Consider the following 19,431-nt stretch of genomic DNA (forward strand, 5'->3'; position numbering starts at 1 on the left):
GCATCAATTTTAGTCGATGTAGCGGCCGTCGTTCAGGTGGGTGCGGGCAGGAAAGCCGCGCTTGGTTTCCACGATTGCCCGCTTCGCTTCTTCGTCGGTCTTCACCCGATGCCGCGGCCACGGTTGACAGCACGTTCCCGCCGTTCCGCGATAATCTGCTCACTGCTTTCCTGGCGGACGCTCTGTTGCACGACCTTCAATTTCTCCTGCATCGCCGCGAAGGCCGGGCGTTGCGCCGGCGGCACGCGATTGATGAGATCCTTGTCACCTCGGATGACGGCATCTCGCCCAAAGCGCTGGTCGAGCGCCCGGCTGATATCGGCGAACTCCTGACGGATGTTTGCATCGAGAGGAGTGGCCGAGATATTCAGCTTGCGACCATTTTCCCGCGCCTGAGCCATCAGTTGCACGAGTACCTCCTCTGCCGCTTTCGAAAGGCCGGGAATTGCAACCGCCATGCGCTGCCGCTCTGCTGCAATGACCTTATGTTCTGCATCCAGCAAATTGTCGTAGGTCGTTCCAAGCGCGCGCAGGCTGGCTGCCACTTCGGGCACAGCCCGCGCCGCCTCTTTCCGCTCCCGGCCCGACGCCAGCATCCGATCCATGAGGCGATCGGAGCCGCGCAACGCACCATAGGCGGCGGGATCGTTGGTCACCGCAGCGGCAATGCGATCGGCAGCAAAGCCTTTCCGGAGCAGTTCCTCGATCTTGCCGACGGCGCCCGACGGATCGCGCCAGATCATTGTCGCGGCGTTGGCCAATGCGGCACGCTGCTGGCGATAGAGAGGGTTAGAGAGCGCTCGCAATCGAGCCTCGTCGTCGACCTGTATCTTGAATTCGGTGACGGCGGCGAGCATCGGCAGCATGCCTATTCTCTCCGCCCCTGGAGAGCCGCTGGCCGCCGCGACGATCTTCGAGCGATCCTGCCGCTCGGCGAGATGCTGCTCCTCGGCAAAACGCTTCACGGCTTCGAACAGCCCAGTCAGTTCCTCGTGCAGGGCGGCCGTCAGATTTTCCGGCATACGCCCCTCCATGTTGCGTTCAGCAACCGCATCCGCCTTCCCGGTGAATGCACTCCAGCCAAAGCGGGCCGTCAACGCTTCGCTGACCGCCTTGATCTCCTGCACGATGGTGCGGTCCTCGGCCGCAAGCGCGAAGGCCGACTTATAGGCGTCGTCCCCGCCCCGGCTGCGTACCGCCTCAATCTCCATCAGACGCGCCGTCGCGCGTTCGGAAAGCGCCGGGATCGACAATGACATATAGGAGCGACGCGTCTGCTCGCGGAGTTCGAACCGTTCGGCGTTTCTGCGGAACTCAGTCGCATGGGCCCGGGCCAAGGGAAGCAATTCCCTCACAGCCGCCATGGCGACCTCGCGCTCGTTGCGCGCCGCGCGTCCGTCGACGATCAGCTCGGAGCCCCGCAGCCGGCCGAGCGGGTCGGGTGCTGCGGCAAGCTCGTCGGCGAGCCTGCGGGGTTGAGTGCCGACGTCCGAGGCGAGCGCATTCAGGGCAACAAGTGCTGCATCCGGATCCCGGTAGATCTTATTGAGCAGCGGCCGAAGGACTGCTTCCCGCTCCGTCCAGGCCGGCGAGGAATGCTGTGCCAGCCGCGCATCCGCCTCGACGCTCCTGACGAACGAAGTGGTCGGCGGGATCAGATATCGCTCTTCGCCAGCGCTTGCGCCCGAGACGATGTGGGGTTCAGTTCGCGCCTCGTTGTAGGCCACCCGCCGTTCTCGCTCGATGGCAAAGCCGAGCGCCACGCTTGCCCTTTCCCAGAGCTTTTCCACCTGCTCCCTCTTTGCGGCAATCCATGTCCAGCGCCGGGAAAGGCTTTCCTCCATCTCGGCTGCGGCGAGCGAAAGATGATCAAGCCCGCGGCGCCGAGCGAAGTCTTGCGCCTGGGCGCGATAGCCGGCCTCGCTTTCAAAATCGAGCGTCGTCGTCTTGGCGCCGGAACGCGACAATCGCTCGATAAGCCGGCTGAACACCTCCGGCCGATGACTTTCCTGCGCGATGCGCTCCTGACGCGCTTCGGCGGTTTCGATCTGTCTGGCCGTCCAGACGTTGCGGTCGACTTCCCTCTCCTCGTAGCGCTTGTGACCTGTCGCCTCGTCGACGATAGCAACCTGAACCTTGACCCGCTCGACACCATCCTTGCGCAGCGTAATGGTGTCGCCGTCGGAGATGCCGGCGTCTTCGAGCGCCTTCGGCAGGCTTACGCCCCACAGGCGATGGACGGTTCCGTCATCCGTCCTGACATCGGCATAGGGGCTGTCGTCGGCATCCTTGTCCTCGGGCCGGAATTTGGCTTCGCCGGTTTCGACAAGCTCGCCGGTGACGCCCGCAGCGTGATCGACGCGCGGTTTGCGTCCCCATTCCGGTCTCGGCTCAAAATCTTCTTTCGCAGCGTAGAGATCGACGCGGTCACGATGCCGGGTCATCGACACATAGGTCAGATGCCGGTCCATCATGCCGGTGGCGAGCACGAAGGTGCGGTCGACGGTGGCGCCTTGCGATTTGTGGATCGTTGCGGCATAGCCGTGATCGACATTGCGATAGCTGTCTTCGCTGAAGACGACCTTGCGGCCATTGTCGAGCAGAACCGACAGCAGCGGATCGCCGCGTTTGTCACCGGTCGCGACGACCGTGCCGAGCATGCCGTTCTTGACGTATTGCGGCCCGGAGTGCTTGGCCCGCGGCTCGAGGAAGCGAGCATTTTCCAGGAAGATGATGCGGTCGCCGACGGCAAATTCCCGCGTCCCGCGCTCGGTCCGGAAGCTGCGGCTGTCACTCAGGGCATTATCGCCGGCCATGACTTCACGCAGCGCCTCGTTCAGGCGTTTGACGTCATCATTGGTGTGGGCGAGCACGAGCAGTTCGTCGCCGCGAAGACGGCCATCTCGACCTTCCGAGATCGACCGACCGATTGCCTGCTTGCGCGCAACAGCCCAGTCGGAGACGATGCGATCGATCGTTTCCTCGCGTGTGCCCGTCTCGACCAGATGGCCCTGTTGAGCATAGGCGTCGAGACCTTTCTCGATCTCGCCGCGGGCAAAGAGCCGTGAGGCATCGCGCGCCCACGCCTCACGCTGGCGGCGCACCCCGGCAAGCTCGGCAAAGCCGATCCGTTCGGTGATCGCTCGGAAAGCAGCACCTGCCTGGATCGGCTGCAGCTGCATCGCGTCACCGACGAGAACGACCTTTACCTCAGCCTCCTCGGCAATCTTCAGCACACGGGCCATCTGCTGCGACGACACCATGCCGGCCTCGTCGATGACAAGCATGTCACCGCGATGGAGTGTGTCGCGCCCATTTGCCCAGGCGAGTTCCCAGGAGGCGATCGTGCGCGATTTGATGCCGGAACTGTCTTCCAACCCCTCTGCCGCCTTGCCCGCAAGGGCGGCGCCGATCACCCGGTGCCCCTCGCCTTCCCAGGCAAGACGGGCCGCGGCAAGCAACGTCGACTTGCCGGCCCCGGCCAAGCCGACGACGGCAGCAATGCCGCTATCACCGGTGACATGCCGGATGGCATCGACCTGCTCCGCATCGAGCCGGAAAGGGGTTTTGGGATCACGGCTCTCGACGCGATCAATCGCCGCTTCAACGTGCCGCCTGGAAACACCGAAGCCGCCACGCTTCGACAACACCCGTGCCGACTGCGCCATGTCATATTCGATACGCAGGATGTCCCGCGTGGTGAACACGGCAGGCGCGGCCGCCTTCCCTGTCTCTTGATCGATCTCCTGCGGCTTCAAGATGACCAACTGGTCCGACGCCATCAGCCGGGCGCGGATGTTGGCAAAATCGCCGGGATCGTCGACAGTGCGGTGCAGCGCCTTGGCGATATCCTTCTCGTCGAAAGTGGAGCGTTCATTGCCGAGCTGCTTCAACAGAAGCTCCGGCTCTGCCAGCAACCGGTCAGCCATCTCCTGGCGGCGGGCGAGATCGGCCGGTGCGAAGTAGAGCTCCCTGCCCTTGCGGGCGAGAGCCGCCTTCTCCGGCCCGAGATGTTTTTGCGCGATGCCGTCGAGACCCTGCTCGGCGTAGGAACGACCGTCGAGGCGGATCTCATGACCGGCCAGCGCCAGATGCCGGTTGGCCGTCTCCGCCCAGGCGATCTTCCACGCCTTCATCGTTTCCTTGTCGCCGGCCCAGACCTTATAGACGATCTTGCCGGTCGGCCGGTCGGGGGTGACGACACGCAGCGGCTTGCCGTCCTCTCCCAGAACCGCAACTTTCTTCCGCCCGAATCCTTCCTCCGTCAGCGGCCGGAGCGTCATCATCAGGTGGATATGCGGGTTGCCATCCTTGTCGTGATAGACCCAATCGGCGATCATCCCTTTCGCGGTAAGATTGTCGCGAACGAAGTCGCGGACCAGCGCGATGTTCTCTGCCCGCGTCAGCTCTTCCGGCAGGGCGATGATCAGTTCCCGGGCAAGCTGCGCATCCGCCCGCCTCTCAAAGGCATCGACCGCATTCCAAAGCACTTCGCTGGCCCGAGCGACAGATTGCCCGTCGATCCCATTCTTCAGCCAGGCCGGATTTGATCGGGCAGCGTCAGTTCCTCATGCATCAGCTCGGAGGCGCCGCCGCGATAGCTGAAAGACGTTCCCACCTGTTCGTCCATCATTCGGGCGCGATGACGATAAGCGGCGGCCGAGACGATGCTGCGGCCAGTTCCCCTGCTGATCACCTGCGCTCTGACGAACATGATCGCCACTGGTGTCTCCAGACTGATCCAGGCACGTCGCGACAGCGACGTATATTGCGCCCTCTAACAGATCGGACCGTAGGGCCGATGCCGTTTTTCCGGTTGCAGGGTAGCGCGCTTTACCATCCTATTCTAGTCAGTATAATCGAACATCGCGCTATCTGAACCGCGAAAGGAACCGCGAATGTCGACCAAATCATCGATCGCCGATCTCGACGCCCAGATCGAGAGACTGCGCGAACGCAAACGTCTATTGATCGTCAAATCGGCGGAACGGTTTGCCCGCGCTGCGACGAAATCCGGCCTGGCCGAGATGGAGATCGCCGATGAGGAGGTCGATCGGATCGTCGAGGAGATCGCCGCGCGGTTTCGCAAGGAGGAACGGAAAGGGGTCGTTGTCCCTGCTCCTCAAACGCGTCGACCAGCAGATAATGGCGCTGGAGCGGAGGGGCAGGTTCCAAATGCCGGCTGAACGCAAGCGCGACACGCGCGAGAAAATCCTGCTCGGCGGCATCGTCGTCAAGGCTGGGTTGGCTGGAGGATAATTACAGCGTCGGAGATAGTAGAAACCGGCGGCAGAGGGATACGCCCCGGTTCCAGTCGAACCGTCTGCGCCGGCTAGAATGACGGTGATCGGCGCCTCGAAAGGTCGGCTCGGCGCTTACGCGGCTCTCGAGTTCGGCCCGAATCACCCGCGGCCTCGACCGCCAAATCGACCTATGTTTCGGGAGCACCGTCGAGCAAGCCGTCATATAATTCCAGCAGCACGTCGGTGATCGCCTGTCCGAGAGCGTTGCCTGCGGAGCGGAGATCTTCTTCACTACCGTCACGGGCCGCCTTGGCAAGCTCAAAGCCTTGCTCGCCGACGATCTGCTTTGCCGCTTCGATCGCCCAGAGCCCGAAGTCGCCTCGGCTATCGATTTTGATTGTTTCGTCCATTGTTGATTCCAGCTTGTCGCGGGCGAAAGGTTTAACCGACACCCCCGCGATGGCAAAGTACGGTGCGGGCAATATCCCCAAACTAGGAACCATCCATCACCGTTTTGAACCGACAGGATCACTGGCTTACCGAAACGCGCAGTCGCCGAAGGGCGCACCCACCTATTTGGGCCGCTTAGTCGCCAATCGGCGCGATCCGTTGCGCACCCATTCGCTCATTTACCCATTCACGATTCAGGCCTCGAAGATCGCCCCTCGGGCGAAACGGCTAGTGGGATACCATTAGCCTATCCTGCCATCTTTCACCAAATCGGCCTGGATGTCGTGCCCGACGCAGCCCATGCTGTTGCGAGTCGTCAGACAAAGCAACAGCGCTCACAGGCGCAAGCCTGTGATCCGCGCCGGAGGAACAGCATGGTGGCCAGATCGATTTGGTGAAAGATGCTGAAGCGAGGCCTCGTCGTGAGCTGCCGGGATGTCCCTGACCGGAGGGAGCGGGCATCGACGGCACGCGAACGATGAGACGGCGAGCGCACCGCAGGAGAGAAGTCACCTGAGGCGGATGCCCGAAGCATGACGGCGTAGCGTAAGGCGATCCTCCTCTCCGTCTTGCTTGGGGAAGTCGCGGCAGCGTCCGCTGATCGGCCCCATAGGCCGGGCGGGTGTTAACCCGCTCCGCAGGGAGAGGGGTGCTTGAGGGGAGAGGCGGCAAGTCTTTCGCCTCAAGACCGCGCCGGCTCGATGCCGGCAAGTCATGGGAATGGGAAGAGACGAGAGACGGGCTCCGCCGTCTCTCGCCGAGCATCAATCGTAGACGATCCGCGCGGCGCTGATGCAGATGCCCGTTTCGTGGGATATATCGCGGATGATCGGGCCGAGCCCACCCAGTTCTGCATCGGTCAGGCCGATTGTGCCCGGATAGCTGATTTCGATGCCCTCGCAGTCCGCATAATGCCACTCGCCATTGTTGACCCGATATTCACGAGTGGCGAAGTCGATTTCGAGGTCGTCAAGAAGGGTGATCTGGAAGCGGTTGAAGCATTCCTTTTCGCCCTCGAGCTGGAAGGCAGTGATGCCTTCGAGATCCGGTTCGCACACCTGTTCGCCCTGTAGCGCCATGATCGATCGCGCCCGTGCCATTGCGCATGCAAGCCCGTCGGCGAGCCGGTCGTGCAACGCTCTCGAAAAGTTATCTGTGCAACCGATGCGGTTCGCAAGGACGATTAGCCTGAAGCCCGCAAGCAGGGCAAGCTGATGGACGTAGTACCAGTCATTGGACATCGTATTGTCTCCTTTCGTTCTGACGAAAGGAGGCCGCACAGTAGCCGCGAGGGGTCAGGGATCGCGGCACGCGACCGCCAGCGGCGGCAAGCGGAGGAACCGATTTTCTGACGCCGGCCGGCAGCCGGCGACTGAAAATTGGAGGGGCCGTGCAGTCCTTGACGCCGGAGTGGCGGGTGCACAATAGGACGTCAGAGAAGAAGAGTACCGCGGTGCCGGCAGGCGCCGCGACCGTTTCCGGCGACTAGCCGGCTGAGGAACCACCCGGCGCCGTTTCGACACGAGGCGGCGGCCTCGCCCTTGCCGCGAGGTGGATCGTGACTGAAGGCGGAAGCGGGCTCCGGGATGACGCGAAGCGACACAGTAGAGCCAGGCCAACGAAGGCCACTCGCCCGAACGCATGTTCCCTCCCTCAAACATCACAGGGATGAATCAATCCGGCGCAATGGATTCAAATCTGTCGTTGGACGTAGAGTCGGTGATCGGCGATTCTATCGGTATGATCGCGCAGCCTTACCAACTCTATGTCGAACGCACGGACGCCTCGAGGAACATGGCGCGCTACTACGCCATGGATATATCCCCGACACTGTTCGGGCAGACCTGCCTGACGCGGCGCTGGGGACGGATCGGTGCATACGGGCAGTCAAAGGCCCACGTCTTCGCCAGAGAAGAAGAGGCAGTGTCGCTGTTTCTCGACCTGCTCCGCCAGAAGCGATCTCGCGGCTATCGCCCGAAAGCGCATAACCGACAGGGAGCTCCTAACCTTTGATCGTTGGTGGCGAAGCGGAGCTTCGAGCCTGCCGCTCGATCCGGCGCGCCTGGCTCGCGACACGGCCGAAGCCTCCGTCAGAACGGAGGCTCCGAGGTTGCCCATCCTTCCTGTTCTGCCACGATCATCTCGCGCTCGGCCAGTGCAAGTTCGAGTTCGGTCTCGATCTGCCGGCGCTCGGCGGGATCGGCGTTGCGGAGCTCGGCTTCGAGTTCGAGGATCGTGCGGTCGAGTTCGTTCGTCATCGTCGTCTCCTTGACGTTTGTGAAAGACGCGCGCTCGGGTCATGGCGGGATAGAGGGGTCAAGGATCGCGGATGCGACCGGCGGAGCCGGCGAGTGGGGGTGCCGATTTTGTCGGAGTGGAGGGAATCGGAGCGGAGACAAAATTGGGGGAACCGCTCGTCCTTGAGGCCTCTATCCCGCCATGACATCCTCGGAGGGACTGAGCAGACAACCAACCTCTCGTGTGGCACCGATAATGTCGGGAGCGGCAGATTGTGTCGCGGCGCTCGGAACGCCGTGTGCTGCGCTCGATCAGAAGCTGTGGAAATCCAGGGTTTAAGCCGCAAACACGAGCATCGAGCGATGACAGAAGGATAACCGCCTGTCACGGATTCCGTTATCAATCACGATGCGGAGACTGATATGACCACCACCAATGAAATCGCCGACAAGATCGCCACCGAGCACAGCCTGACCAAGGCCCAGGGCAAGGCGATCGTCGAAGCTGTGATTTCTTCGATCACCGATGCTGCTGTTGCTGGCAACGAAACATCCCTGCCAGGCTTCGGCAAGTTCAAGGTCAAGGAAACACCTGAGCGCGAGGCGCGCAATCCTGCGACCGGCGCAACGATCAAGGTTGCAGCGGCGAAGAAGCTGGCTTTTACGCCGGCCAAAGCCCTGAAGGATGCCCTGAACAAGTAAGCGAGTTCGGCTTGGGTGCGCGAGCGCCGGCGACATCGCATGCTCGGACGGACTGGCAAGCATCCCACCGTCCCGAGGGCACCGAAAACCGGAAGCAGGCTCGACACCAGCTTCCGGCTTCCTCATGTGGCAGACGCCGCCTTTTGGGCGGGGTCCCCTTCGTCCGATCACGCGGCTTCGCGGTTTGGGCGGTTCCAGACGAGAACGTAGTCACCGTCGGCTTCTGCCGGCCACAGGGCCGCGTTGATCGGAGCGTTGAAACTCGGGTCGTCGAGCTTAAGCGAGATATAGGGCTCGCCGTTGCCTGAGACCGCCTTCCAGCCGGCTCCGAGCTCGGCGCCCTTGGCAACGGCCCTGAAATCCGGCGCGTCGCGCGAGACCCGTTCGATCGGATGCAGGCGGACCTTCATTGCGACCGTGAGGGTACGGACGTTGCCCTGAATGACGTTGCCGTTGGTGGTGAATTCGCCGATGACTGCCATGACTTGGTTCCTTTCCGCTTGGTCGGGTCGCGCCATTGCGACCTCGATGGCGGTGTTCAGGACGGAGGCGATCGGCGCCGCACCCGAAGGGCTGGAACGAAGTGAAAGACGGCCGGATAGGGCTATTTTGCTTCGCGATGCAAAGGCGGGTTCGCCCGCCGGCGGAAAATAGTCCGTGACGGCCGTTGCGGGCAGACGATCGAGACGCAGTCGTCCTGCGGCCACACCCGGTTCATCGAGATCAGCTGTGGTGCGCCGATGTTCAAAGTGGAAGGCAGCCGCTCAGGGATTGGCATATTGGCATTTGCCCGCCAGCGACGCGACATCACGCGGGCCGCAGCCATCACCTGCGACAGTTTTTCGCGTCCTCGTCCCATCGACGCCTGCGTCTGACACATCCCGATTGCGGCCTCCGCTTGCGCGAGATAAGCCGCGCATTGGACGTCGCCTGCGGCATCAGGCGAACCATATTCAATCAGATTTGACGCCAATCCCAGCTACCATCAGCCGGAATCGGTATCCTGAGATGCGAAAAATTCGCCTCCAGCACCGGGCGCGACGACGAGGCGATTGCGACCGTAAGGCCTCGCCGAGAAGGCGGGCGATCTTCACATCGTCAGCGGGTGCGATCGATGCGGCCCGCATGGGCTGCGAGGATCGGCCGCAACGCCTGGCGAATATCTTCTAGAAAGCGCGGGCCGAACCAGCCGCCCGGCGTTTGGCCGGCGTCGAAGTACCAGGACCGTTCGGCGATGTCGTAATTATATTCGCTGACGGTTACCCAACCGCGCTTGAAGACCGAAAGGCCGGCGCGACGCAGTTCGAGATCGGGAATTTCGAGCGCGATCTGGTCGGATCGCGGCGGAGTTCCCGATATCGGCAGGATCACCAGATGGGTCATGTTCTGGCGAGGATCGGGCACCGTAAGCGCCAGACAGACCGGCCGGTCCTTCTCGCCATGCTCGCGTCCTTCGTCGGCCTGCCAGCGCCAGAGATAGGGATAGCTGACGATGGTGCCGTTCGTAAAACGCTCAGCCGTCATGATCCCCAGCCTTATAGTCCGCCGATTGCCGGTCGAGCTCGCCGATGAGAAGTTCCGCCAGGTCGGAAGGAGTTTCGCCGGCGGCATAGACACGACGTGGATCCTCATTGCCCTTGAGGCGCTCGAACAGTTCGGTTGAGAGCACGACCAGCGATTCCCGGCCGTGCTTGGTGAGCGTAATCGGTGCGCGCCGAGCCTCGTCGTGATAGTGTCCGAAATGGCGGATGAATTCCGCGGTACTGACGGTCTTGGTGTTCATGAAAGTCTCCATGAGAGCGTTTTCTGCATTATACAGAAAATGCAGAAAACTTCAATTCGTGCAGATGCCACTTCCAGAGGTACATGCAAACTGCCACTTTCACTCATCGATCTCAGGAACCATCGCATCCAAAATCCATCTGTCATCTCGTCCGCCCGTAAACTTGCTGGAAGAGCGTCAAGATTTGGTGCCGGGGCGATTTCGCTTGACCCATGGAGGATTACCGCTCGGATTTTGATCTACTGATCATCGTCAACAACCGTAAGCTTTGCGACTTCGCCGAGTACTGGCACAAGGCAGCCGACCGGCTGATCCACGACAAATCGATCGAAACGCCGGTGAGCTTCATCGTTCATTCGAGGCGCGAGGTGAACACTAACCTGGAAGAAGGACGGTACTTCTTTTTCGATATCCGCAAGGAAGGGATCGTTCTCTCTGAACTCGATGATGAGCTCCTTGCGGAGCCACTCGCCGTAGCCGATCGACTGCGCTTGGCGCAGGAACATTTTGAGCTGAAATTTAGCGAAGCGACGGTCATTTTGGAAACGGCTAAGTTTCAGCTTGGCAGATCAGAAAGGACCCCCGACGCTTGGACGAATTGGGCTGCTTTCAGCCTTCACCAGTCATTCGAACAAGCTTACTCCTGCGTCCTGCTGACACTCACCAATTACGGCCGCCTCCCCCAACATCAAATTCTTCCGCTCACTCGTTGAGGAACAGGACCGCCGTCTTGAGAGCGTTTCCTCGCGATCAGCATCGTGAGCGCACCTGGTTCAACACTCTTAACGAGGCCTATGTTAAAGCCCGGTATTCCAAGCATTTCGAGATCAAACGAGAAGGCTCTCAGCGCGCTGGCAGAGCAAACGGCTTTATTGCTTGAGCTGGTCAAGGCAGTGTGCTCCGAGCATCTGGCGAAGCTTGAGCGGAAGAGGGGGTCGGAACCACATCAAGCCGTGCAATGACAATCGGGATACGCAAAGTCCGCCCTATCCGCCCACCGCTTTCAGCTCGACAAGCGCCTTGATCGGCAGGTGATCCGAGGCAATCCGCGCCAGCGGCGTGTCGTGCGCCTCCACCTCCGAGATGATCCCCTTGCGGTTGGCGATGATGCGGTCGAGGGCGAGAAGCGGCAGGCCGGCGGGGAAGCTGGGGACGGCGGGGGGTAGCGGGCCGAAGGCGGATTGGAAGGTGTTGAGCGAGGAGCGGTCGCCGAGCCGCCATTCGTTTAGGTCGCCGAGCAGGATGGTCGGCATCTCCTGTCTGTCGTTGATGAGTTCGACCAGCATACGGGCCTGCTGGGCTCTGTTATGGCGTAGCAGGCCGAAATGCGCGGCGATGATGCGCAACACCCCGCCCTGCTCCAGCTCGATCTCGGCCACCAGCGCGCCACGCGGCTCCAGCCCCGGCAGCTTGACCTGGTGCACGTCATGCACGAGCCCCTTCTTGAAGAGCACGACATTGCCGTGCCAGCCATGCGCCTTGGCCATGCCGGCAACCGGCACCGGGATCAGCCCGGTCTCGCGCTCCAGCCGACCGAGATCGAGAATGCCGGTGCGTTCGCCGAAGCGCGTATCGGCCTCCTGCAGCGCGATGACGTCGGCGCCGATTTCATGGATCACCCGGCTGGTGCGCTCCGGATCGAAGCGGCGATCGGTGCCGACGCATTTGTGTACGTTGTAGGAGGCGATCAGCGTTCCCACACTGCGCGGCCGTGTTTCCGTGTAGGCCGGGTCGAGTCGCTTCTTCCTGCTTCTGATCGAGGCGAGAATGCTGGAAGGAAGATTATCTTTCTTGGCGTGCATCGGAAGGCGCGATCGTTCCGTTGATCAAAAAGGCTTCTCTCGGCAGTATAGGAGGGCAAGCGGAACTTGCCATGTCAAACGCCAAAAAAACGCGCGTAGCATCGACATGCAACGCACCGGTTTCTTGTTTTATGCATGTCGTTCTCCCAAAACGGCTGCACAGTTTTGGGCGACTTGCATCAGAGATAAGGCGAACCCAGCCACAGCACCTTCTCGAGCAGCCGCACCGGGAAGGGCCGCGCCCGCAAACCGTCGAGCGTCACCGGCGTCGCCGATTTCAGGGTTTCCTCGATATGCTCGTCGATCTCGCCGGCAAAACCTTCGTTCAGCACTTCGAGATCGACCTCGAAATTCAGCCTGAGCGAGCGTGGGTCGAGATTGGATGAGCCGACATAAGCCCAGGTGCCGTCGATCGTCAGCAGCTTCGAATGGCTGAAGCTGCCGGTCGAGCGCCAGATGCGGCAGTAACCCTTGAGGATCTGGTCGAATTGCGCCGTCATCGCCCGGTCGACCAGCACGAGGTTGTTGACCGCGGGCACGACGATATCGACTTCGACGCCGCGCCGCGCCGCCGTCACCAGGGCGCTGATCAATTCGCGGTCCGGCAGAAAATAGGGTGACATGATGCGGATCGATTGGCGCGCCACGGAAAAGGCGCCCATCAGCATCTTGTGGTTGGTCTCGACGCTGCGATCGGGCCCGGAGGCGACGACGCGCATCAGGATGGGATCGCCGGGACTGCGCTGCGGCGGTTCGATGCGCCAGGCCTCGCCATTCAACAGCTCCCGCGTGGAGAAGCGCCAATCCTCGGCAGCAAGGTCGAAGAGGTCGGCGACAACAGGGCCGGTGATGCTGAAATGCGTATCGTGAGCAAAGCTCTCGCCGGTCGCCTCCTCGCTGAAGCCGGCGCGGATGTTCATGCCGCCGGTCAGCGCGATCTTCCCGTCGACGATCAGGATCTTGCGGTGGGTGCGCAAATTGGCATAGGGCAGCCGCAACCCCATGATGACGTTGCCGTTGAAGACGGCGACGGTGACGCCCCCGTCCCGGAGATGGCCGAGAATGCTCGGCACCGAATAGCGTGCGCCGACCGCGTCGATCAGCACCCGGACCGCCACGCCGCGCTTGGCCGCCGCAATCAGCGCATCGGCGATGCGAAGGCCGATCGCGTCGCGATCGAAAATATAGGTTTCGAGCAGGATGCTGCGCGCCGCCTCGTCGATGCTCGATTTCATCGCCGCATAGGCCTCGTCGCCGGTCTCCAGCACGTCGATCGAATTGCCTGAGGTCAGCGGATTGCGCGTTACCCGATCGCCGAGCGTCTGGAGCGCCGCAAAGCGGCGGCCGAACTGGCTGATCACCGTCTCGGCCTCAGCGTCGAACGTTTCCAGCTCGTCGAACTCGGCCGCCGGCAGCAGCGCGTCGCGGCGGATGCTCAGCGATTTGCGGCGGATGCGGTTGATGCCGGCAATCGCATAGAGCACCGCACCGATGATCGGTGACAGGATGATGACGCCGACCCAGCCGATCGCCGCACGCACCTCCTCCTTAGTCATGGCGGCATGGATCGCCGCCGCGGCCCCCATGGCGATCGAAACGACAAAGAGGATATGCGGCCAGTAGGTCGACAGGAGATAGAACATCGCTGGCCAATATAGCCGCGAAACGGCAGCGTTCAATCGCGCCGGCTCTCTCCCATGACGCGAAATTTTTCGCCGTGACCATTTTGCCTGCCCGGCCACCCGTTTCGCCGCGGGAACAATCCCGGCGCCCGACGATTGATCCGGAGAGATGAGGATCGCATCATGAACATCGTTGCAAGCGTCGGCCCCGCCTTGGCGCTCGACGTCGCGGAAGCGGAAAGCATCGCCCAACTGCGGCATCAGGCCGAAAGCTGCACCCGCTGTGATCTCTACAGGAATGCCACGCAGATCGTCTTCGGTGAAGGGCCGCGGAAAACCGAGATTGTCCTTGTCGGCGAACAGCCGGGCGACCAGGAGGATGTGGCCGGTCGGCCGTTTGTCGGTCCCGCCGGCCGGTTGCTCGATCGCTGCCTTGAGGAGGCCGGCCTTGACCGGCGGCGCTGCTATGTCACCAATGCCGTCAAGCACTTCAAGTTCACCCAACGCGGCAAACGGCGGCTGCACGCCAAACCCAATGCCGGCGAGATCAAGCGTTGCGCCTGGTGGCTCGGCGCGGAGATCAACATCCTCGAACCGAAACTCGTCGTCACCCTCGGCGCTAGCGCGCTTTATGCCTTGCTCGGGTCAAAGGTGAAGCTGACGCCGGAACGCGGCCATATCCTACAGCCGGCTAATCATCCGCCTGTCCTCGTCACCATCCACCCCTCTTATCTCCTGCGCATCCGCGACGAGGCCGAGCAGCAGCGGCTGCGCCTGGATTTCGTGTCAGATCTGCACAAGGCGGCCGAGTTTGGCGCGCGCTGAACGTGTTTCTCAACCCTGTTATGCTGCATCGCGAAAATATTTGCGGTTGCAGCGTGATTTTGCTTGAAACGCTCCCGTTCCTCTGGAACCATCCAAGGAGTATCGCGTTCGAATGACGGCATCATTTGACTGGAGATCAGCGATGGCAGAAACTCGGGACGAGTGGATCAAGAAACGTGCATACGCCCTCTGGGAAGAAGAGGGCTATCCAACAGGGCGAGAATCCATCCATTGGGAACAGGCACGACACGAGCGCGAAGCGCTCGAACGGTCGAGCGCCTCTTCGGACGGCAAGGAAGTGAAGCCCAAGGCGAAGCGTAACGTCGCCGGCAGCAAGACCAACGGCGTCGTGACCCCTGCGCCGAAACGGACGGCAAGCCGAAAGACAGCTCTTTAAATACCGGAATACCGAGCAACTGAATTGAAAAAAGGGCGTCGTCTCGGCGCCCTTTGGTGCTGTTTGTCATAAGTTTGAATTAGTTCTGCATTATCGAATTTCGGAGGATGGGCTTCCATGCGGGGGTGAACAAAGGCTGGATGACGTTGCACGCTTTCAGGCTTCCTGAAAAAGTTGAGCCCTCGCCCGAAAACCGGGAACAAGTCTATGCGCTGGCTGTTTATGGCGAAACCCGGGAAGTTGCCATGAACGACGACCGCACCAATATCCGTTCCGTCCCGCTTGCCGCAGCCGACACCCGCACTGCGATCGCGGTCTAGAGGGATGGAAATGTCGCTCCTCGTCATCGCCGCCCTGCTTTATCTCGGGCTCGCGCTCGGCTTCATCCTAGTCGTCGACAATCTCGTCGGGCTGGTTTTCCGCGATCCACGTGCGCCGGCTCAGCCGCCCTTCTTCAATATCGGCCGCGCCTTCGCCGCATCGCAAAAACTCCATCGGAAGTAGCACTGCGGCGCCGTTGGGCGCGACCTGTCGCTGAACCTCATCCAATACCGGCGCTGTCCAATTCGGGTATTTGCGCATCAGATCCACCTCGCTCGTGCAGCTGTCGTCACGCGCCGTCAGTTCGACCGAGATCGAGCGGCGGGATCCAGGCGGCCCTCGACGAGATGGTTAGCACCATCATGATGGTGCCAACCATCGTGAGAGACGGGAATGCGCGCGCCGCTCTGGCTGACCAGCACGGCATCGCGCTCGACCCCCCTTTGCAGCAGCCAGTCGCGCGGCGCCATGAGGCGGATGTCGACCTCGTAGGAACGGGCCCTCCCTTGCCTGAGTCACCGTATAGGACGGGGGACAGTTGGCCATTGACGTCGATCCTGGACGATGTGGTTTTCCATGCGTTCGGCTCCCTCAAGTAGTGGCTCATGCAAGGCTGTCTCCTCGAAAACCGAGCGAAGGCGGCTTTTGTTCTGAAATCCGGATCAGTGATCACAAGGCCGGAACTTTCGGTCGCAACACCAGTTTGCCCCCTTTGCACACCAGAGGAGGCGACAATGCCAAGAGGTGACAAATCCGACTATACCGACAAGCAGAAGCGCAAGGCCGAGCACATCGAGGAGGGCTACGAGGATCGCGGCGTCTCCGAAAAGGAGGCCGAACGGCGTGCCTGGGCGACGGTCAACAAGGAAAGCGGCGGCGGCAACAAATCCGGTTCCGGTCGCGGAAAGAAGGATACCCATGAATCCTCCGAAAAGGGCGGGCGCGCCGGCGGCGCTGCATCCGCCGCACGATCGAAGGAGGAACGCTCCGCTTCGGCGAAGAAGGCGGCGGCGACGCGCAAGCGCCATGAGCACCACAGCCACCACTAAGAATATGCGACGGCGGCGATCTGCCTTCGGCCGCATCGGCAAAGGATTTTCAGAGATGGCCAAATCGAAGAAAAAATGGTCGCAGAATGTTACCGAACACAGCGACGCGATGGACCTGAAGGAAGGCGTGTTCAAATCGGACGATCCGAAAAAGATCGCCCGCGCGGTCAAGCACTCGGCCGAGGAGAGCCATCGCCGCAAGTCGGGCCCGTTCCGCGCCGCCATGTCGATGTTGACCTTCTACATCAACCGCGCCGGCGACCAGCTTACGAAAAAACGGCGAGGCACCCTTGAAAAGGCCAAGGTCGAATTGCGAAAAGACTTCGGTCGTCAGCCGAAGGGATGATCAGCCATGGCCTACGAGCTTTATTATTGGGACGGTCTTCAAGGCCGCGGCGAATTCGTGCGGTTGGCGCTTGAGGAGGCGGGCGCCGATTATGTCGACGTCACCCGTGAGCCCGGTCGCGGTACGGATGCCATGTTCGCCCTGATGAAGAGCGACAGCGAACCGTATATTCCTTTCGCCCCGCCCTTCCTGAAGGACGGCGACCTCATTATCCCGCATGTTGCCAACATCCTGTTCTATCTCGGCCCGAAGCTCGGCCTTGCGCCTGAAGATGAAGGCCTTCGCCATGTCGCCAACGGCCTGCAGCTGACCGTCACCGATTTCGTCGCCGAAGTGCATGATACGCATCACCCGATCGACACATCGCTTTATTACGAGGACCAGAAGCCGGAGGCGAAAGCGCGCTCCGCCGCCTTCATCCGCGATCGCATTCCGAAATTCCTCGATTATTTCGAGCGTGTACTGCGGCAGAACCCTGGGGGTCCCGACCACATTGTGGGAAATGCGCTCACCTATGTCGACCTGTCGCTCTTCCAGGTGATCGAGGGCCTAACCTACGCCTTTCCGAAAGCCATGGCGAAGCGCAATGCGGAACATCCCGCCCTGCTCGCGCTCCATGATCGGGTGACGAAGCGCCCAAACATTGCCCGCTATCTCGCCTCCCCTCGCCGCCTCGCCTTCAACGAGGACGGGATTTTCCGGCATTATCCCGAACTCGACAGCGTGGGATGAGCTGAGGGCTATTCATTCCAGCGGCACGGCCGCATCGAAAAAATCACCCCACGGGTCGCTCGGACGGGTTTCCACTCGCTGCGGCACATTGGCGAGGGTGAAAGCGGCCGGGCCGCTGACCTCTTCCAATTCAGACCAATCGAGCGGCATCGAAACCGGAGCGCCGGGTCGTGCCCGCGTCGAATAGGCGGCGACCGCCGTGCTGCCGCGGCCGTTGCGGAGATAATCGATGTAGATGTGTCCACCGCGTTTCGCTTTCGTCGCGGTTGAGAGATATTTCTCCGGCTCGTCGGCCGACATGCTCTCCGCAAGAGAATGGGCAAAATCCTTTACCTCGGCCCAGCCGGCCTTCGGCGCAAGCGGCGCCACCACATGCAGTCCCTTGCCGCCCGAGGTCTTGACGAAAGCGGCAAGGCCGCGGGCTTTGAGCCGCGCGTTGACGTCGAGCGCCGCTGAAATCACCGCACTCCAGGCCACGTCCTCGCCGGGATCGAGGTCCATGGTGATCATATCCGGTCTTTCCCAATTCTCGGTCGTCGTGCCCCAGGGATGAATTTCGAGCGCCGCCGACTGCACCAGCGCCGTGAGACCGTTGAAATCAGCAATTCGAAGCAGCTTTTCGCCGTCGATATCCTGCGGATCGGCGATCTCTTCGATATGGGGGTTCATGCCCTTCCAGGCGTGTTTCTGGAAAAATCGCTGGTGACCTTTTATTCCATCAGGCAAACGCAGCAGCGCCAAGGGCCGGTTGACGAGATAAGGCGCCATGAACGGCCAGACCGCGGCATAATAATCCGCGAGCGCCTGCTTCGTCACGCCCTCGTCCGGCCAGTAGAGCCGGTCGGGATGGGTCAGCACGACGTCCGATGCGGGTGGATGACTTGGCGGTGGATTTTGGGGGCTCATTCCTCGGTCTCGCGTGTGAGGAAATCAAGTAGCCTGTTTTCCTCGGCCCGCAAGCCCCGCAGTGGTTCGGCGCTCTCGATCAGCGGATGATCGTTGCCGGCAAGCGCAATGATTGCGGGATGGATATAGCTCGAGCGCGAGATCGCCGGTGTGTTGTGCAGAGCCTCGGCAGCCGCCTCCGACATCTGCTTCACCGTCGGCCGGCCGCCGCCGACAATCGTCTCGCGCGCCGCGCCGAAGGCGGCGAGCGAGCCGGCCCAGGTGCGGAAGGTCTTCGCCGAAATGGGAATGCCCGATATCTCGGCCAGATAGGCGTTCAACCGGCCGGAATCGATCGGCTTCAGCGCTCCGCTTTCATCCTTCCAGACGAACAGCTGGCGGCCGGGCAGGTCGGCGATCTCCTCCAGAATTTTCTGCAGCCGTGGATGCTTGAGACTGCGCTGGACGCGCTTGCCGCCCTTGGCGCGGAATTTCAGCTCGATCTGCCCATCGACAATCTTCAGATGGCGCTTCAGCAGCGTCGTTGCGCCATAGGTGCCGTTCTCCCGGACATAGGCCTGGTTGCCGACGCGCAAATGCGCCTCGTCGAGCAGCGTGGTCAGCGCCGCAAGCACGCCGTCGATATCCTCCGTGCCGGTGTCGAGGTGGCGCAGCACGGTGCGCCGTATCTTCGGCAACGCCCGGCCGAATTCGATCAGCTGGTGAAATTTTCCCGCACTTCGGAAGGATTGCCAGTCCTTGTGATAGCGGTATTGCTTGCGCCCGCGGGCATCGATGCCGGTCGCCTGCAGATGGCCGTTGTCATAGAGGCAGATCCAGACATTCTCATAGGCCGGCGGCAGGCCAAGCGCGCCGATGCGCGCCCGCTGCAATTCATCGGCAAGCGTCGTGCCGTCGGGCATGACATAGCTGAAGCCCTTGCCCTTCCTTCGCCTGCGGATGCCTGGTTCGGCGTCGCTGACATAGACGAGACCAAGTTCGGTGATGGCTTCGGCATTCATCTTTTCTGCGACCCG

At 61.6% G+C, this 19,431-nt stretch carries 21 protein-coding genes and 4 pseudogenes; 12 read left to right on the forward strand and 13 right to left on the reverse strand.

Going from position 1 to position 19,431, the window contains the following annotated elements:
* Window positions 1-101: 101 nt before the first annotated feature.
* Window positions 102-4,723: pseudogene (traA, locus tag CO657_RS29935) on the reverse strand (Ti-type conjugative transfer relaxase TraA).
* A 175-nt stretch (window positions 4,724-4,898) separates the two neighbouring features.
* Here traA and CO657_RS29940 point away from each other — a divergent pair.
* Together CO657_RS29940 and traD are read left to right on the forward strand one after the other, a co-directional pair.
* The gene (locus CO657_RS29940) at window positions 4,899-5,186 is read left to right on the forward strand and encodes a TraC family protein (protein WP_054184721.1); all 288 of its coding nucleotides are present in this window, start codon (window positions 4,899-4,901) and stop codon (window positions 5,184-5,186) included.
* A pseudogene (traD, locus tag CO657_RS29945) lies at window positions 5,146-5,250 on the forward strand (conjugal transfer protein TraD); the annotation flags it as partial. The gene CO657_RS29940 and the pseudogene traD, both read left to right, overlap by 41 nt.
* Before the next feature lie 181 nt (window positions 5,251-5,431).
* On the opposite strand, the gene CO657_RS29950 reads toward traD, so the two are convergent.
* Both CO657_RS29950 and CO657_RS29955 read right to left on the reverse strand, forming a co-directional pair.
* Window positions 5,432-5,653 (reverse strand): hypothetical protein, encoded by a 222-nt coding sequence (locus tag CO657_RS29950; RefSeq protein WP_054184720.1) that lies wholly within the window; start codon window positions 5,651-5,653, stop codon window positions 5,432-5,434.
* 804 nt (window positions 5,654-6,457) lie between these two features.
* The gene (locus tag CO657_RS29955) at window positions 6,458-6,934 is read right to left on the reverse strand and encodes a hypothetical protein (RefSeq protein WP_054184719.1); all 477 of its coding nucleotides are present in this window, start codon (window positions 6,932-6,934) and stop codon (window positions 6,458-6,460) included.
* 445 nt (window positions 6,935-7,379) lie between these two features.
* Here CO657_RS29955 and CO657_RS29960 point away from each other — a divergent pair, with 445 nt between their 5' ends.
* Complete coding sequence (locus CO657_RS29960; RefSeq protein WP_082366323.1) at window positions 7,380-7,706, forward strand: WGR domain-containing protein; 327 nt, start codon at window positions 7,380-7,382, stop codon at window positions 7,704-7,706.
* A 77-nt stretch (window positions 7,707-7,783) separates the two neighbouring features.
* Here CO657_RS29960 and CO657_RS36950 read toward each other — a convergent pair whose 3' ends face one another.
* On the reverse strand, window positions 7,784-7,951 hold the full coding sequence (locus tag CO657_RS36950) for a hypothetical protein (protein WP_003594538.1): 168 nt from the start codon (window positions 7,949-7,951) through the stop codon (window positions 7,784-7,786).
* A 402-nt stretch (window positions 7,952-8,353) separates the two neighbouring features.
* On the opposite strand from CO657_RS36950, the gene CO657_RS29965 reads away from it, so the two are divergent.
* Complete coding sequence (locus CO657_RS29965; protein WP_003594536.1) at window positions 8,354-8,632, forward strand: HU family DNA-binding protein; 279 nt, start codon at window positions 8,354-8,356, stop codon at window positions 8,630-8,632.
* Window positions 8,633-8,799: 167 nt separating this feature from the next.
* Here the strand turns inward: CO657_RS29965 and CO657_RS29970 are convergent, their stop codons facing one another.
* From CO657_RS29970 to CO657_RS29985, 4 genes are all read right to left on the reverse strand, one after another.
* Window positions 8,800-9,114: a DUF736 domain-containing protein gene (locus CO657_RS29970; protein WP_054184735.1), complete on the reverse strand. Its 315-nt coding sequence runs from the start codon at window positions 9,112-9,114 to the stop codon at window positions 8,800-8,802.
* 122 nt (window positions 9,115-9,236) lie between these two features.
* Entirely contained in the window at window positions 9,237-9,605 is a 369-nt protein-coding gene (locus tag CO657_RS29975; RefSeq protein ID WP_128715630.1) for a hypothetical protein, read from the reverse strand.
* A gap of 125 nt (window positions 9,606-9,730) precedes the next feature.
* Complete coding sequence (locus CO657_RS29980) at window positions 9,731-10,156, reverse strand: hypothetical protein (RefSeq protein WP_054184718.1); 426 nt, start codon at window positions 10,154-10,156, stop codon at window positions 9,731-9,733.
* A complete protein-coding gene (locus CO657_RS29985) occupies window positions 10,146-10,415 on the reverse strand; it encodes a type II toxin-antitoxin system prevent-host-death family antitoxin (protein ID WP_054184734.1) in 270 nt (89 codons plus the stop codon). The genes CO657_RS29980 and CO657_RS29985 overlap by 11 nt, the downstream gene beginning before the upstream one ends.
* Window positions 10,416-10,627: 212 nt before the next feature.
* On the opposite strand from CO657_RS29985, the pseudogene CO657_RS29990 reads away from it, so the two are divergent.
* A pseudogene (locus CO657_RS29990) lies at window positions 10,628-11,377 on the forward strand (nucleotidyltransferase); the annotation flags it as partial.
* A 24-nt stretch (window positions 11,378-11,401) separates the two neighbouring features.
* Here the strand turns inward: CO657_RS29990 and CO657_RS29995 are convergent.
* Both CO657_RS29995 and CO657_RS30000 read right to left on the reverse strand, forming a co-directional pair.
* The gene (locus CO657_RS29995) at window positions 11,402-12,217 is read right to left on the reverse strand and encodes an endonuclease/exonuclease/phosphatase family protein (protein ID WP_003594532.1); all 816 of its coding nucleotides are present in this window, start codon (window positions 12,215-12,217) and stop codon (window positions 11,402-11,404) included.
* A 179-nt stretch (window positions 12,218-12,396) separates the two neighbouring features.
* Window positions 12,397-13,860 (reverse strand): phospholipase D-like domain-containing protein, encoded by a 1,464-nt coding sequence (locus CO657_RS30000; RefSeq protein ID WP_054184733.1) that lies wholly within the window; start codon window positions 13,858-13,860, stop codon window positions 12,397-12,399.
* Between the two features lie 162 nt (window positions 13,861-14,022).
* On the opposite strand from CO657_RS30000, the gene CO657_RS30005 reads away from it, so the two are divergent.
* The 4 genes from CO657_RS30005 to CO657_RS36955 all read left to right on the forward strand — a co-directional run bounded on the left by CO657_RS30005 (window position 14,023) and on the right by CO657_RS36955 (window position 15,565).
* Complete coding sequence (locus CO657_RS30005; RefSeq protein WP_054184717.1) at window positions 14,023-14,664, forward strand: UdgX family uracil-DNA binding protein; 642 nt, start codon at window positions 14,023-14,025, stop codon at window positions 14,662-14,664.
* Window positions 14,665-14,806: 142 nt separating this feature from the next.
* Complete coding sequence (locus CO657_RS30010; protein ID WP_003594526.1) at window positions 14,807-15,061, forward strand: DUF2934 domain-containing protein; 255 nt, start codon at window positions 14,807-14,809, stop codon at window positions 15,059-15,061.
* Window positions 15,062-15,168: 107 nt separating this feature from the next.
* Window positions 15,169-15,381, forward strand: coding sequence for a hypothetical protein (locus tag CO657_RS30015; protein ID WP_003594524.1), 213 nt, complete (start codon window positions 15,169-15,171; stop codon window positions 15,379-15,381).
* A gap of 10 nt (window positions 15,382-15,391) precedes the next feature.
* Entirely contained in the window at window positions 15,392-15,565 is a 174-nt protein-coding gene (locus CO657_RS36955; RefSeq protein ID WP_003594522.1) for a hypothetical protein, read from the forward strand.
* Window positions 15,566-15,622: 57 nt separating this feature from the next.
* Here CO657_RS36955 and CO657_RS37665 read toward each other — a convergent pair.
* Window positions 15,623-15,989, reverse strand: a pseudogene (locus CO657_RS37665) (hypothetical protein); the annotation flags it as partial.
* A 127-nt stretch (window positions 15,990-16,116) separates the two neighbouring features.
* Here CO657_RS37665 and CO657_RS30025 point away from each other — a divergent pair.
* The 3 genes from CO657_RS30025 to CO657_RS30035 are packed head-to-tail and all read left to right on the forward strand — an operon-like array spanning window position 16,117 to window position 17,509.
* Window positions 16,117-16,431 (forward strand): hypothetical protein, encoded by a 315-nt coding sequence (locus CO657_RS30025; RefSeq protein WP_003594520.1) that lies wholly within the window; start codon window positions 16,117-16,119, stop codon window positions 16,429-16,431.
* Window positions 16,432-16,486: 55 nt separating this feature from the next.
* Window positions 16,487-16,777, forward strand: coding sequence for a DUF3175 domain-containing protein (locus CO657_RS30030; protein WP_003594518.1), 291 nt, complete (start codon window positions 16,487-16,489; stop codon window positions 16,775-16,777).
* Between the two features lie 6 nt (window positions 16,778-16,783).
* Window positions 16,784-17,509 carry a glutathione S-transferase gene (locus tag CO657_RS30035; RefSeq protein WP_054184715.1) on the forward strand — a complete coding sequence of 242 codons (726 nt, stop codon included), beginning with the start codon at window positions 16,784-16,786 and terminating at the stop codon, window positions 17,507-17,509.
* A 12-nt stretch (window positions 17,510-17,521) separates the two neighbouring features.
* On the opposite strand, the gene ligD is transcribed toward CO657_RS30035, so the two are convergent.
* Complete coding sequence (gene ligD / locus CO657_RS30040) at window positions 17,522-18,415, reverse strand: non-homologous end-joining DNA ligase (protein ID WP_003594514.1); 894 nt, start codon at window positions 18,413-18,415, stop codon at window positions 17,522-17,524.
* Window positions 18,412-19,416 carry a DNA topoisomerase IB gene (locus CO657_RS30045; protein ID WP_012555243.1) on the reverse strand — a complete coding sequence of 335 codons (1,005 nt, stop codon included), beginning with the start codon at window positions 19,414-19,416 and terminating at the stop codon, window positions 18,412-18,414. The genes ligD and CO657_RS30045 overlap by 4 nt, the downstream gene beginning before the upstream one ends.
* Window positions 19,417-19,431: the final 15 nt, after the last annotated feature.

It is taken from the genome of Rhizobium acidisoli, from assembly GCF_002531755.2.
GTDB lineage: Bacteria > Pseudomonadota > Alphaproteobacteria > Rhizobiales > Rhizobiaceae > Rhizobium > Rhizobium acidisoli.